Raw genomic sequence first — 12,817 nt, 5'->3', positions numbered from 1 at the left:
CATCAGTGCCCGCCGACAGGCAGATCCCCACTCCAGCCGAATGGGCCCGGTTTGGCCGCCTCCAGCTGCACCAGGCTGATGGTGCGCTCCCAGAAGCCCCCCTCGCAGTAGGCGAAATAGAAGTGCCATAACCGGATGAAGTCCTGGCTGTAGCCGAGAGCGGGCAGCTCGGGCGCCAGCGCCAGGAAGCGCTCGCACCAGTGGGTCAGAGTGCGGGCGTAGTGGTGACCGTGATCGTGCAGCCGCACCAGCTGCATATCGGTCTCGCGCGCCAGCAGCCCCGCCATCAGGGAGACACTCGGCAGGCAGCCACCGGGGAAGATGTAGCGCTGGATGAAATCCACCCCGCGCAGATACTGGGCATAGCGCTGGTCGGCGATGGTAATGGCCTGAATGAGCAGGCGACCACCAGGCTTGAGCAACCGCGACAACTGGCGGAAATAATCGGGCAGGAAGGCGTGCCCCACCGCTTCGATCATCTCGATGGAGACCAGCTTGTCGTAAGTCCCCTCCAGCTTGCGGTAATCCTCCAGCAGCAAGGTGATGCGATCTCCCAGCCCCTCCCGCGCAATCCACTCCTTGGCGTAATCGTGCTGGGCCCGGGAGATGGTGGTAGTGGTCACCCGGCAGCCGTAGTGACGGGCCGCATAGACGGCGAGGCCACCCCAGCCGGTGCCGATCTCCAGCAGATGATCGTCGGGGCCGAGTGCCAGCCGCTCGCAGATGGTACGCAGCTTGGCCTGCTGTCCCTCTTCCAGGCTGGCCTCTGCATGGGGGTAGATGGCACTCGAGTACTGCATATGGCTGTCGAGAAAACCCTGATAGAGGGTGTTGCCGAGATCGTAGTGGGCGGCGATGTTGGAGCGCGACCCGGTCAGGGTATTGCGGTTAAGCCAGTGACGCACCTTGTTGAACGGGAAGCTGAGCCAGCCGAGGCGCCGCTCAAGGGAATCGAGCAGCGCCAGATTGCGGGCCAGCAAGCGCACCAGAGCCACCGGATCCGGGCTGGTCCAGAGCCCCTCCACCCAGGTTTCCCCGGCGGCGATGCTGCCCCCCAGCAGCAGGCGGCGGTAGAAGGCCGGATCCTGCACCACCAGCTCGGCATGCAGATCGGTGCCCGCCACGCCAAAGCTGTGACGCTCAGCGCCATCCCGCAGCAGCAGCTGGCCATGTTCGAGGCGCCCCAGCAGATTGAGCAGCAGTTGCCTGGCCCCCTTGTCGATGAAAGAGGCAGAGAGGGTTGATTGCACAAGTTCCATTAGCGGCTCTCCGGATGGCTAAAAATGGGTGTTCGTTTGATAAAAAGACGCAGGGCCTGCCAGTAGATCCCGAGCAGCACCTTCATGGTCATCCAGGGCCAGCGGGCCAGCAGGGCCACCAGCCCCTTGCGCGACAGCGGTGCCCGGCGCAGCGCCAGGGTGGCGTCAAACAGCTTGGCCTCCCCGGATACGGGATGACTCTCGATGTGGATCAGTGTCTCCTGCGCGGGCGGACGAATGCGCCAGTGGTAGCGCATCGCCAGTCCCATGAAGGGGGAGACATGAAAATCCTTGTCGTGGGGGGCCAGCGCCGCCAGATCCAGCAGGTAGTAGTGGCGCTCGTTCCAGGGGGTATTCGACACCTCCGCCAGCAGATAGCGAGCCTCTCCCTGCCGGTAGCAGAAGTAGAAGTTGACCGGGCTGAAGTAGAACCCCAGACAGCGCACGTTACCGAGCAGCAGCACCCGCCCCTCGGGCTCGGCATCGCCACCCAGTTCGCTCACCTTCTGCCACACCGCCTGCTTGAGCGGCCCCTCGCTGCCACGCAGGTAGTCGTCACGGTGAAACGAGAGCAGCCCTGCCCGCTCCACCCCGAACCAGCGCCCGCGATCGAGTTGTGACAGCTCGTCGAGATCCAGCCCCAGCATGAAGAGGTTGTAGGAGAAGGCGTGGGCACGCGGTGCGAAGCGGCGATGGCGCACCGACCCCTGCCAGATGGCGCTGAGGGTGCCGGTCATGGCCTCGACACTCGCCTCCTGGCCTGCCAGAGCTGCCCCCTTCATAGCTCGGCCCCGAACCGTCTGGCCACGTCCAGCGCGCTGCGCACCCCATCTTCATGAAAGCCGTTGTACCAGTAGGCACCGCAGAAGTGGGTGTGCTGCTGGCCACAGATCTCGGCGCGCCGTTGCTGGGCGGCGATGGAGGCCTGATTGAACACCGGATGATGGTAGACGAAGCGGCGCAGCACCTTGCTCTCGTCCACCTTGCCCAGGGGATTGAGGCTGACGCAGAAGGGCTGCGGCGAGCTAACCCCCTGCAGTATGTTCATGTTGTAGCTCACCAGCGGCCGCGCCCCGTCATCCTCGCCCAGCTGATAGTTCCAGCTGGCCCACGCCTTGCGGCGTACCGGCAGGCAGCGCACATCGGTGTGCAGCCAGACGTCGTTGGCTTGATAGGGCATGGCGCCCAAAATGGCCTGCTCCCGCTCACCCGGATCCGCCAGCAATGCCAGCGCCTGATCGCTGTGACAGGCGAGGATCACCTCGTCAAACCGCTCCTCGCCATAGCTGCTCTGGATCAGCACCCCGTCCGCCTGGCGCCGGATCCCCTGCACCGGACAGGCCAGACGAATGTGAGTCTGCCAGCCGGCCGTCAGCGGGCCGATATATTCCCGCGAGCCACCGGGGATCACGTACCACTGGGGCCGGTTGGCCACCTCGAGCAAGCCGTGGTTGGCAAAAAAGCGCAGGAAGAAGCCCAGTGGAAAGGCGCGCATATCGGCCAGCGTCGACGACCAGATGGCGGCCCCCATCGGCAAGATGTAGTGGCGGGCAAAGTAGTCGCTGAACTCCCCCACCTGCAGAAAATCCCCCAGGGTCAGCTCGGGGCCGGCTCCCTGATGCTGCCCATCCGCCAGCCGGGCCCGCGCCTCGCGGTTGAAGCGCAGGATCTCGGCGACGAAGCGGTAAAAACGCGGACTCAGCAGGTTGCTGCGCTGGGCAAACAGGGTATCCAGGTTGTGACCGTTGTACTCCAGCCCCTGCGGGCTTTTCACCGAGAAGCTCATCTCGGCCGGCTGCCGTGCCACCCCGATCCGCTCGAGCAGCCTCAGGAAGTTGGGGTAGGTGCGGTCATTGAAAACGATGAAGCCGGTGTCGATGGCATAGCTGCGCCCCGCCTGGTGGACGTCGACGGTGGCGGTGTGGCCCCCCAGGGTCGGCGCCGCCTCGAACAGGGTGATGTCGTGCAGCCTGTGGAGCAGAAAACCGGCGGTAAGCCCCGAGATCCCTGAACCGACGATGGCGATCCTTTTCTTCATGAAGGGCGTCCTTTCGAAACGAGTGTGCGGCCAAGACGCAGCCAGAGCCCCACCGGCAGCGCGCCAAGCAGGCGCAGCAGCCAGATGAAACGGCAGGGAAAGTGGATCTGGTGACGACCGGCAACAAGCCCCGCCATGATGGCGCGGGAAGCCTCTTCCACCGTCACCAGACAGGGCATGGGAAAATCATTTTTGGCGGTGAGCGGGGTCTGCACAAAGCCGGGGCGGATCAGGGTCACGCCGATCCCTTTGCCGGCCAAATCGAGGCGCAGGGTATCCGCCAGATAATCGAGGGCCGCCTTGGAAGCGCCATAGGCTTCTGCCCTGGGCAGCGGCAACCAGCTCACCGACGAGCTGACGATGGCAAGGCGTCCACCCGCCCCGAGCAGCGGTAAAAAGGCGGCCAGGGCATGGCCGGTGGCAACCAGGTTGGTCTCGATGACCCTAGCAAACAGGGCACCGTCAAACCCCTCGGCGACATCCATATACTCGCAGTTGCCGGCATTGAGGATCACCAGATCGACCCGCGGCAACCCGGCGGCCGCCTCGCTCACGGCGCTGGCGTCGCGCCCGTCAAATTGCAGCGGCGTGATGCCGTGGCGACCCAGTGCCAGCAGCCGCTCGCCATCGCGCCCGCAACCCCACACCTGCCAGCCGGCGCGCCGATAATCGAGTGCCAGCTGAAAACCGATGCCCGAGGTGGCACCGGTGATCAGCACCCTGCCGCCGCTCATGCGCCCAGCCTCCCCTTGATGGTGCGCACCAGGGGGCCTATCAGCGGCAACTGCTCGTAGAGCATGGCGCCCAGATCGAAGTAGTCGCGATGCAGGCACACCTTGCCCGCCTCGTCGAATTCGAGGTGGGTGGCCCCCTCCACCGTCACCGGCGCACCGCCGCACAATCTGGGATGGGAGAAGGTCATGGTCCAGCCGAGCCAGGCCTGGTGCCCCTGCAGCAGCTGGCTGGTGATGACGAAGCGGCAGTAGGCCAGACGCTGATAGAGGACGGCAAAATAGTCGCTGAGCGCCGCCAGCCCCTCGATGCGGTGAGCAGGATCGGTAAAGACCACCTCGTTTGCGTAGACCTCGGGCAAACGGTGCAGCTCGTCTCTGCTTAGCTGCTGATAGAGGGCCACAAAGCGGGCCAGCGACTCATCCATGCTATTTCTCCAGGGCACGAAACATCTCGATGGCTCTCACCCGGGCAACGGCGTGGTCCACCATGGGAGCCGGATAATCGTGCCGCCCCTTGAGCCGCAACCAGTCGTGGGGCTGGTGCAGATAAGCGGCAGGCAGATCAGCCAGCTCAGAGACCCAGGTACGAATGAACTCCCCTTGCGGATCAAATCGTTGCCCCTGGGTGGTGGGGTTGAACACCCGGAAATAGGGCGCCGCATCGGCGCCGGTCCCCGCCGCCCACTGCCAGCCGCCGTTGTTGGCCGCCAGATCGCCGTCGATCAGTCGGCTCATGAAGTAATCCTCCCCGAGCCGCCAATGGATGTGCAGATCCTTGGTGAGAAAACTCGCCACTATCATCCGCAGCCGATTGTGCATCCAGCCGGTGGCGTTGAGGCAGCGCATCGCCGCATCGACGATGGGGTAGCCGGTACGTCCCTCACACCAGGCGGCGAAGGCATCCGGATCCCAGCTCCACGGCAGGGCCGCCGTCTCCGGTTTGAAGGGCCGATTCATGGAAAGGGTCGGGATCAGCACCAGCAGGTGGCGATAGAACTCGCGCCAAATGAGCTCATTGAGCCAGACAAAGCCGGGCTGAGCCTTCGACTGGGGCCGGTAACCGAGTCGCTGCTGGAGCGCTGCCACACACTGGCGCGGGCTGATGATGCCGGCCGCCAGATAGGGGGAGAGCACGGAGGTGCCCGCGATGGCAGGAAAATCCCGGGTCTCGCCATAATCGAGCACCGCCTGCTCCAGAAAATCATTCAGACGGCGGCTGGCCTCGGCCTCCCCCACCGGCCAGCGGGGGTCTGCCGTCAGTTCGCCAAGGGCGGCATCAACGAAGTGCCGCTCCGCCAGCGGCTGCCACGGCAACGGCTCACCGCGGGCAGTGGGCGCGCGATGAATGACGAAGCCATCCTCGTCGAGGGCCTTGAGCCAGGCGCGGCTGAAGGGAGTGAAAACCTTGAACATCTCGCCAGAGCCGGTCAGCACCCGCCCAGGCGGCAGCACGCAGCAGCCGTTGAGCCAGTGGCAACCCACCGCCTGCTCCGCCAGCGCGGCGCTGACGGCCTGATCCCGGCGCTGCTCGTCGATCTCGATGGCCTGATTGGCGAAGAGCCGGGTCACGCCCAGCTCGCGGCAAAGATCTGCCAGCGCTGCCGGCACCTCGGCAAAGGTCTCCACTCGCAGCAGATGGAGCGGGATGCCGAGCGCCGCCAGCTCGCGGCCCAGCGCATCGACCTGAGCCAGCACAAAGCGCTGACGGACCGGGGCCAGCTTGTGCTGCCGCCACTGGGTAGGGGAGAGGATAAAGAGCGCGGCCACCGGCTCATCATCGGCGCAGGCATGTCGCAGCGCCGGGTTGTCGGCCAGGCGCAGATCATTGCGAAACCAGACCAGCTTCATGATTTTTTCCTCCCGCGTCCGCCTGCGCCATCCGCCGCAGGCCTACCCGCCATCGCCTCGGCAAGGCTCGCCTGCCAGCCGTGGGCTTGCAGCCACTCACCATCGTAGAGGCGCCCCAGCTCACCAAAGAAGCGGGTACCGGCCGGCCAGTCGGCAGCCAGCTCCTGCTTGCCAAGGCCGGCTCCCAGCAACACCAGCCAGGGGGTGACGGCGCGCCCCTCCAGCAGGCTGGCATGGCGCGGCTCCACCGCCCCCAGCAGCTGTACCTCATGACCCTGACCGATCAGCTCGTAGGCAGCCCAGACCAGATCGAGCGAGCCCACCTGTCCCCAGCTCGCCAAGGTGACCGGCATGCCCTTCTCCTGCTCGATGAGGTGGCGGGCGAAGCGGGTATGCAGCCAGCCCAGCCACACCTGCTGCAGCAGCTCGCCATCGGGGCGCTCGCGCCACAGCCCGAGCAGCCGTTCCACCAGCGGCTGCAGCACCCGGCTGCGCACCAGTTCGAACGGGTAGCTCGCCAGCAGGTCGTTGAGCTCGGCCTCCGCCTTGCGCTGGTTGAAGGCGAGCAGCGCCTGGCTGAACTGCTCCAGGGTCTGCTGCCAGTGATCGCTCACCGGCTGGGCCTGGGGTTCGCTCAGGAGCCCCTTCACCTGCCCGATGCTCACTCCCCGCTCCAGCCAGCTCAGGATCTCGCCGATCTGGCGAATGTCCTGCTCGCTGTAGAGGCGGTGGCCCTTCTCGGTGCGGGCCGGCTGCACCAGCCCGTAGCGGCGCTGCCAGGCGCGCAGGGTCACGGCGTTGACGCCGGTGAGGCGGGAGACCTCGCGAATGGGGTAGATCCCCTCCTCCGGCGAAGGAGAAGCGGCGTGCGGTAAATCAGACATAACGGCATCCAGCAAAGGTTGAGGGAGAGGCCCCGGCCATCCGCCGGGGCCTGCACAGAGTATTCAGAGCCCGTAGCGCAGTTTCAGCGTGTCGGGATGGGGATTGAGGTACACCTGCTCGGCGAGATAGGGATTGGGGTATTCGCGCAGGTAGTGGCGGATCAGGGTGAGCGGCACCAGCAGCGGAAAGACGCCGGTACGGTACTTGTCGATGGTGTCGCACAGTTCCTGCTTCTGGGCCGGAGTCAGCACCCGCTTGAAGTAGCCCTGCAGGTGCATCAGCACATTGGTGTGGCTGCGCCGGTTGGCCCGCAAAGTCAGCGCCGCCATCAACCCCTTGATGTAGCTGTCGGCCACCTGCTGCAGGTCGGCCTTGGCCAGGTTGCCGAGCAGCTTGCCGAGCGCCCGGTAGTGGGAGGTGGCGTGGGAGAGCACCAGATACTTGTAGCGGGAGTGGAAGCGGATCAGCGCAGAGGCGGTGATGCCGCGCGCACAGAGCTGCTGCCAGTCGTGGTAGGCGAAGACCCGCAGCACGAAGTTTTCCCGCAGGATGGGATCGCACAGGCGGCCATCCTCTTCGACCGGCAGCAGGGGATTGGCCTCCATCAGCGCCTTGGCAAACAGGCCGATCCCTTCCTTGGCACTCCCCTCGTTGTTGGCACCATAGATCCGCACCCGCTCCATGCCGCAGCTGGGGGATTTGGCACAGAGGATGTAGCCGGAGATGAAATCGAGCTGACGCGCCTTCTGCTCGCTGAAGGCAATGAGCTGGTCGGTGACGTCGAAGCTGCCATTGCTCGCCTCGGCGCGGATCTCGCCGTGGCGCTTCACCAGCCGGATGGCGGCGCGGGGCGCCCCCAGGCCAATGGCCATTTCGGGACAGACGGGGTGATAGTCAAAGTGGGCACCGAGATCCCGCTCGCAGAAGCTGGAACGCTTGTGGCCCCCGTCGAACCGTACCTCCTGCCCCAGCAGGCAGGCGCTGATACCAACCCTAATCTTGTACATACCATCACTCCTTGTATAAGTCTGAATCAGTTATAGCAGTTATACAAAAAATTGGAAGTTGTATAACTATTGCGGACTGATACGGCGCAAGGGTGAAGGGTGGATCAACCGGAAATGAAAAAACCCATGACCGAGGCCATGGGTAAAAATGAAGACACTACAGGAAGGATAATTAGAAGCTGTACTTCACACCCAGGCTGGTGATGGAGCCCTGTTGCAGGTCCCACTTGCGGTAGGTGTAGTCGGCGGTGAGGGCCAGGTTCTGGCTCACCTTGTAGGCGGCACCCACTTTGAAATCGTGCATGTCGTCGGTCATGTTGGCGTAGCGGTAGCCGGTGGAGAGCTCGACCGCGCCGATGTCGTAGCGCAGGCCAGCCTCACCGTACATGCTGCCGCTGTTCTTGCGGGTGATCACGTCCCAGCCGCTGTCTTTGACGTTGGCAGCCACCTGACGCTCCATGGTGTAACCCATCAGGCCCGCTTCCCCATACAGGTTCAGACCTGTGCTGAGCGGGGTGTAGACACCCAGACCCAGGCTGGAGATGCCCATGCTGTCGTTGCCATCGTTGCGAGAGGTGTACTCGCTGCCCAGACGACCGTAGAAGTTGGAACCGAAGCTCTTGGAGAGGTCCAGGTTCAGACCGCCGAAATCGCGGTTGTTGCTATCCTTGCCGCCGATGTAATCGGACTTGGTGTGCGCCCAGGTCAGGCCGCCTTTGGCGTAGCTGAAAGCATCCTCAGCCAGAGCGGAAGTTGAAGCGAAACCGGCCAGAACCAGAACTGAAAGTGCAACTTTTTTCATTTTGATGACTCCACAGGTTGAGCTAGTTGGGACCTAGCTGGAATGGGGTCATTGTGCAGAGGGCGGGGAGAAATACCGAGCGGCAAGCTGTTGCCAAACCATGTCAGATGTAAGCAACTGTTGCAGGTGGTTACCAGGTTAACAATCAAGACAGGCTCCACGAAGGAGCCTGTTGCATGAGGGATCAGCGGAACTCCACTTCCTCAATCTCGACCCGCACCAGGGGCTTGCCGGTAAGGCCGGCCGGGCGCGGCACCTCCAGCACCATGGAGGGGCGCTGCTGCCCCTTGCGCAGATAGGACTCCGGCAGACGGTTCTCGCCGACCCAGAAGCGGGCCTCCTGCTTGGCCAGCTGGGCCCCCTGCTCGCTGAACAGGGTGACGCTGCCACGCACCCGCACCACGTTGCGGGTGCCGGTGTTGCTCACCATGAATTGCAGTTGCAGAGGATCCGAGCCCTCCACCTTGGCCAGCTTGACGCCGATCCCGTCCTTGACGGCCTGAGCCAGCAGCTCGGGGTTGCTCATCGCCTGCTCGGTCAGCACCGGCACGGCCACCGTGCCCTGCACCGCGCTGCCGTCGGCGGGCCTGAGCAGCAGGTATTCCCAGGTGAAGTCATCGTTGAGCTGTACCTGGCGGCCATCCGGCAGGGTCACCTGGGTGAACGGAGCGGCCTGCACCAGCAGGGGCGAGAGGCAGAGGGCAACCAGCAGACGGGACAAGGGTTTCATAGGGTGATGACTCGGCGTCGATGGAAAAGGGCGTCAGTATAAAGAGTCCGTCCCGGCTTGCCTATGACCGCACTCACGTTCCTGCCCTCGGTTGCCTAGACCACCAGCTCCTGCCGCTCCTCTTCCGCCGCCATGTCCAGCGTCACCAGATCGAAGGCCGTGCTCTTGAGGGCGGTGAGGATATCCGGCTGCAGATCGAAGGCCTGGGCCCGCAGCTTGGCCGGCACCCGCACCCGGGCCAGGGTGGTGGCCCGATCGGCCAGGGTATGAAAGAACACCTGGGCCTCCTCCAGCCCCATGTCGGCCAGCATCTGCTCCGCCATGTCCACCATTCGCAGATGACGGCGCTCCACCAGCTCGGGGTCGGAGAAACGGTAGCTCAGGCAGCCGTGGGCACTCTTGCCCCAGCGCCCGAGCTGACGCTTGTTGAAGCCGTAGCGAAAGTCCCTGTGGGTCATGCCCTGCTTGGCAAACAGCCAGAGGGTATTGGTCGGCAGGCTGCCGAAACGACGCAGATACTCCTGCAGCTCCTCCACCGGCGCCGGCAGCAGCATGGGCAGGTGGCTCCAGTCGGTTTCCAGCGCGGTGAGGTGGCAGATGTAGCGCACCGGGTCGATCACCTCGTTGAGGTGGCGCAGGTGATCGCAGAAGATCATCTCATCGGTCTTGATGACCCGCTGCTCGATGCCATAACGCTGGCAGTAGCGCTTGGCGCGCGCCACCTCCTTGCGGCTGCGGGTCGGGCTGTCCAGGGTGATGGCCCGGATCCGGATACCGCTGGCGCGGCACAGATCCATGCTGTAGCAGGATTCCAGTCGACCGGAGAAGGAGACCGCCAGTTCGCCGTAGCCAGCCAGGGTCTCGATAAGTGACTGTTCCCTGGTCTGAAAGGTCTGATCGTATCCCCGATTCAGCACAACGATATTGGCATCCATAACGACGGCACCGGATGATGAATTGGGCGCCATTGTGCTGCAACAATCCTGAATAAACCCTTAAAGGGCAGGGATAAATCAGAATTTAATGATAATTTCATGCCAATTAGTTTCATTTTCATCCAGCTGAGCATCATAAATCCGAAGTTTCGCCTGATGAACCTGATGCATGCGCAGAAATCCCTCGGCCTGCTCGAGGGAGGCAAAGGTCAGCCGGCCCCCTCCGCTGTCGGTGAGACACTGCATCTCGCCGTCGGCCTCGACACAGAGCTGATACCCACTGCCATCCAGACAGGCGATCAGCAGCCCCGCGTCCGGATAGTGACTGAGCCAATTGCGAAACCGGCCATGCTCCATACCCTCTCCCTCTACATCCTGCCATTCAGGCGGGCAGGTAACCCTGCGCCACCAGTTGCTGGCGACAACTGTATGCATCGGTAAACACCAGGCCGCCGATCCCCAACGCCTGTGCGGCAGTCACGTTGGCCGGGCTGTCATCGATGAACAGGCACTGCTCGGCCTGCAAGTCGAACGACACCAGCAGATAGCGGTAGATATCCGGCTCCGGCTTCATCATCCGTACCCTTGCCGACACCACCTTGCCGCTGAAGAAACGCCAGAACGGCTGATGCTGCTCCAGCCAGTCGATGCTGGCATGACCCATGTTGGAGAGTGCGTAGAGGGTGTGACCCGCCCCATGCAGGCTCTCTATCAGGCTCAGCATAGCGGGATCCGGCACCAGCGAGGCGGGCACCGCCTGCAAAATCGCCAGGTTTTCGGCGGCGCTCAGCCCGGTGCGATGCTCGGCCTGACGGGCCATGGTGTGCAGTGAGAGAGTGCCACGGTCCACCTCCAGCCAGTCCGGGTGGTTGAACAGCCGCTCCGCCAGCAGCTCCGCTCCCTGCTCCCCACGTACCGAGCGCACGATACCGACCGGATCCCAGCTCACCACCACCCGTCCCAGATCGAAAATAATCGCCATCTTCACCTCCAGCTATCTGCATCATTACGACAGCAAGCGGGTCCGTTTTACCCGGTTTTTCCCCCGCAGGCTCACGCCCCTACCCTGCCCCGTTCGCCTCCCCCGGGCAAGTTTTACTTGCATCGCACGGTCAAATCCCTTAATGGTTATGGCGTTACCTCAAGGACACACTCATGCACGCACCATTCTTTTTTGCTTTCTCGTTTATCCGGCCCTCATGAGGGAAGGCCCGTCGTCACGTGAAGCACTCGCGTAAACAGAAAGCAAAGACGAATCGAGCCTCCCCTAGCGGAGGTTTTTTTTTGCAGCTACCACAATCGATTACTTGGATAGGGAACCATCATGGCAACGCTCGACGAGATCAGACAAGACATCACCCAGTTGGATCAGGAGCTGCTCGCCCTGCTGGCCAAACGCAAGACCCTCAGCATCGAGGTCGCCCGCGCCAAGCAGGCCAACCCGCGTCCGATCCGCGATCCCCAGCGCGAGCAGGATCTGCTGGTCGCCCTGATCCAGAAAGGGCGTGTGCTGGGGCTGGACGCCCAGTACATCACCCGCATCTACCACACCATCATCGAAGACTCGGTGCTCTCCCAGCAGGCCTATCTGCAGAGTCTGCTCAACCCGGAGCAGCAGGAGCCGATGACCAGCGTCGCCTATCTGGGACCGCGCGGTTCCTACTCCAGCCTCGCCGCCCGCAAGTACCTGGCCCGCTACAAGGATCAGGTGATCGAGGTGAACTGCCAGAATTTCCGCGAGGTGCTGGATGCGGTGGAGTCGGGCCGTGCCGCCTTCGGGGTGCTGCCCATCGAGAACACCAGCTCGGGCTCCATCAACGAGGTGTACGACGTGATGCAGCACACCAGCCTCTCCATCGTCGGTGAGCTGACCTACCCCATCGAGCACTGCATCCTCACCGCCGTGCCGACCGAGCTGGGCCGCATCAAGACCTTCTATGCCCACCCGCAGGTATTCCAGCAGTGCTCCCATTACCTCAGCAAGCTGGAAGGGGCGCGCCACGAGATCTGCGACTCCTCCTCCAGCGCCATGATGAAGGTCAAAGAGCTGGCAAGCCCGGAGGCGGCGGCCATCGGCAGCGCGGCCGGCGGCGAGCTGTACGGGCTGGACGTGCTGGCCGAGCAGCTGGCCAACCAGAAGGAGAACTACAGCCGCTTCATCGTGGTGGCGCGCAAGCCCATCGACGTGGCACCACAGATCCCGGCCAAGACCACCCTCATCATGTCCACCTCCCAAAAACCGGGCTCGCTGGTGGAGGCGCTGCTGGTGCTGCGCAGCAACGAGATCAACATGACCAAGCTGGAATCCCGCCCGGTGCAGGGCAACCCGTGGGAGGAGATGTTCTATCTGGATGTCTCCGCCAACCTGCAGACCCCGGCCATGCAGGCCGCGCTGATGGAGCTGACCAAGATCACCCGTTACATCAAGGTGCTGGGTTGCTACCCGAGCGAAGACGTCAAACCGACCGCCGTACCGCCGGTGCTGCTGGGCAACTAGCCAGCACTCTAATCCGCCAGGCTGGGCGGCCGACACCCCAATGAAAAAGGCGACCCACCGGGGTCGCCTTTTTGTCGTCCAT

At 63.5% G+C, this 12,817-nt stretch carries 14 protein-coding genes and 1 other annotated feature; of the genes, 1 reads left to right on the top strand and 13 read right to left on the bottom strand.

The window, feature by feature from the left end; all coding sequences use genetic code 11:
* Positions 1 to 2: 2 nt before the first annotated feature.
* The 13 genes from PG899_RS15945 to PG899_RS15885 all read right to left on the bottom strand — a co-directional run bounded on the left by PG899_RS15945 (position 3) and on the right by PG899_RS15885 (position 11,220).
* The gene (locus PG899_RS15945) at positions 3 to 1,259 is read right to left on the bottom strand and encodes an SAM-dependent methyltransferase (RefSeq protein WP_077095300.1); all 1,257 of its coding nucleotides are present in this window, start codon (positions 1,257 to 1,259) and stop codon (positions 3 to 5) included.
* A complete protein-coding gene (locus tag PG899_RS15940; protein ID WP_077095301.1) occupies positions 1,259 to 2,041 on the bottom strand; it encodes a DUF1365 domain-containing protein in 783 nt (260 codons plus the stop codon). Before PG899_RS15940 ends, PG899_RS15945 begins: the two co-directional genes overlap by 1 nt.
* A complete protein-coding gene (locus tag PG899_RS15935; RefSeq protein ID WP_077095302.1) occupies positions 2,038 to 3,297 on the bottom strand; it encodes an NAD(P)/FAD-dependent oxidoreductase in 1,260 nt (419 codons plus the stop codon). The genes PG899_RS15940 and PG899_RS15935 overlap by 4 nt, the downstream gene beginning before the upstream one ends.
* Positions 3,294 to 4,031: an SDR family NAD(P)-dependent oxidoreductase gene (locus PG899_RS15930; protein ID WP_077095303.1), complete on the bottom strand. Its 738-nt coding sequence runs from the start codon at positions 4,029 to 4,031 to the stop codon at positions 3,294 to 3,296. Before PG899_RS15930 ends, PG899_RS15935 begins: the two co-directional genes overlap by 4 nt.
* Positions 4,028 to 4,456: a nuclear transport factor 2 family protein gene (locus tag PG899_RS15925; RefSeq protein ID WP_077095304.1), complete on the bottom strand. Its 429-nt coding sequence runs from the start codon at positions 4,454 to 4,456 to the stop codon at positions 4,028 to 4,030. Before PG899_RS15925 ends, PG899_RS15930 begins: the two co-directional genes overlap by 4 nt.
* A gap of 1 nt (position 4,457) precedes the next feature.
* The gene (phrB, locus tag PG899_RS15920; protein WP_077095305.1) at positions 4,458 to 5,879 is read right to left on the bottom strand and encodes a deoxyribodipyrimidine photo-lyase; all 1,422 of its coding nucleotides are present in this window, start codon (positions 5,877 to 5,879) and stop codon (positions 4,458 to 4,460) included.
* Positions 5,876 to 6,763, bottom strand: a complete 888-nt coding sequence (locus PG899_RS15915) for a MerR family transcriptional regulator (protein ID WP_077095306.1) — start codon at positions 6,761 to 6,763, stop codon at positions 5,876 to 5,878. Before PG899_RS15915 ends, phrB begins: the two co-directional genes overlap by 4 nt.
* Positions 6,764 to 6,826: 63 nt before the next feature.
* The gene (locus PG899_RS15910; RefSeq protein ID WP_077095307.1) at positions 6,827 to 7,771 is read right to left on the bottom strand and encodes a YbgA family protein; all 945 of its coding nucleotides are present in this window, start codon (positions 7,769 to 7,771) and stop codon (positions 6,827 to 6,829) included.
* 172 nt (positions 7,772 to 7,943) lie between these two features.
* A complete protein-coding gene (locus PG899_RS15905; protein WP_011705025.1) occupies positions 7,944 to 8,573 on the bottom strand; it encodes an outer membrane beta-barrel protein in 630 nt (209 codons plus the stop codon).
* A 184-nt stretch (positions 8,574 to 8,757) separates the two neighbouring features.
* The gene (locus tag PG899_RS15900; protein WP_077095308.1) at positions 8,758 to 9,303 is read right to left on the bottom strand and encodes a DUF3157 family protein; all 546 of its coding nucleotides are present in this window, start codon (positions 9,301 to 9,303) and stop codon (positions 8,758 to 8,760) included.
* 95 nt (positions 9,304 to 9,398) lie between these two features.
* Positions 9,399 to 10,271, bottom strand: coding sequence for a hypothetical protein (locus PG899_RS15895; RefSeq protein ID WP_077095309.1), 873 nt, complete (start codon positions 10,269 to 10,271; stop codon positions 9,399 to 9,401).
* A gap of 45 nt (positions 10,272 to 10,316) precedes the next feature.
* On the bottom strand, positions 10,317 to 10,595 hold the full coding sequence (locus tag PG899_RS15890; RefSeq protein ID WP_011705022.1) for a DUF6482 family protein: 279 nt from the start codon (positions 10,593 to 10,595) through the stop codon (positions 10,317 to 10,319).
* A gap of 25 nt (positions 10,596 to 10,620) precedes the next feature.
* Positions 10,621 to 11,220, bottom strand: coding sequence for an HAD family hydrolase (locus tag PG899_RS15885; RefSeq protein WP_077095310.1), 600 nt, complete (start codon positions 11,218 to 11,220; stop codon positions 10,621 to 10,623).
* 169 nt (positions 11,221 to 11,389) lie between these two features.
* Positions 11,390 to 11,524 (top strand) — a sequence feature (Phe leader region).
* Positions 11,525 to 11,562: 38 nt separating this feature from the next.
* Here PG899_RS15885 and pheA point away from each other — a divergent pair.
* On the top strand, positions 11,563 to 12,735 hold the full coding sequence (gene pheA, locus PG899_RS15880) for a prephenate dehydratase (protein WP_011705019.1): 1,173 nt from the start codon (positions 11,563 to 11,565) through the stop codon (positions 12,733 to 12,735).
* The last annotated feature ends 82 nt before the right edge of the window (positions 12,736 to 12,817 follow it).

The sequence above is a fragment of the Aeromonas sp. QDB39 genome (assembly GCF_027707585.1).
In the GTDB taxonomy this organism is placed as follows: Bacteria; Pseudomonadota; Gammaproteobacteria; order Enterobacterales; family Aeromonadaceae; genus Aeromonas; species Aeromonas hydrophila.
The sequence above is the reverse complement of the archived record's forward strand: the minus strand, read 5'-3'. Positions and strand labels throughout refer to the sequence as shown.

Coding starts and splice junctions, on each gene's coding strand:
- PG899_RS15940 (WP_077095301.1), bottom strand. CDS start 2,041: ATGAAGGGGGCAGCTCTGGCAGGCCAGGAGGCGAGTGTCGAGGCCATG.
- PG899_RS15890 (WP_011705022.1), bottom strand. CDS start 10,595: ATGGAGCATGGCCGGTTTCGCAATTGGCTCAGTCACTATCCGGACGCG.
- PG899_RS15925 (WP_077095304.1), bottom strand. CDS start 4,456: ATGGATGAGTCGCTGGCCCGCTTTGTGGCCCTCTATCAGCAGCTAAGC.
- PG899_RS15885 (WP_077095310.1), bottom strand. CDS start 11,220: ATGGCGATTATTTTCGATCTGGGACGGGTGGTGGTGAGCTGGGATCCG.
- phrB (WP_077095305.1), bottom strand. CDS start 5,879: ATGAAGCTGGTCTGGTTTCGCAATGATCTGCGCCTGGCCGACAACCCG.
- PG899_RS15945 (WP_077095300.1), bottom strand. CDS start 1,259: ATGGAACTTGTGCAATCAACCCTCTCTGCCTCTTTCATCGACAAGGGG.
- PG899_RS15895 (WP_077095309.1), bottom strand. CDS start 10,271: ATGGCGCCCAATTCATCATCCGGTGCCGTCGTTATGGATGCCAATATC.
- PG899_RS15910 (WP_077095307.1), bottom strand. CDS start 7,771: ATGTACAAGATTAGGGTTGGTATCAGCGCCTGCCTGCTGGGGCAGGAG.
- PG899_RS15930 (WP_077095303.1), bottom strand. CDS start 4,031: ATGAGCGGCGGCAGGGTGCTGATCACCGGTGCCACCTCGGGCATCGGT.
- pheA (WP_011705019.1), top strand. CDS start 11,563: ATGGCAACGCTCGACGAGATCAGACAAGACATCACCCAGTTGGATCAG.
- PG899_RS15935 (WP_077095302.1), bottom strand. CDS start 3,297: ATGAAGAAAAGGATCGCCATCGTCGGTTCAGGGATCTCGGGGCTTACC.
- PG899_RS15900 (WP_077095308.1), bottom strand. CDS start 9,303: ATGAAACCCTTGTCCCGTCTGCTGGTTGCCCTCTGCCTCTCGCCCCTG.
- PG899_RS15905 (WP_011705025.1), bottom strand. CDS start 8,573: ATGAAAAAAGTTGCACTTTCAGTTCTGGTTCTGGCCGGTTTCGCTTCA.
- PG899_RS15915 (WP_077095306.1), bottom strand. CDS start 6,763: ATGTCTGATTTACCGCACGCCGCTTCTCCTTCGCCGGAGGAGGGGATC.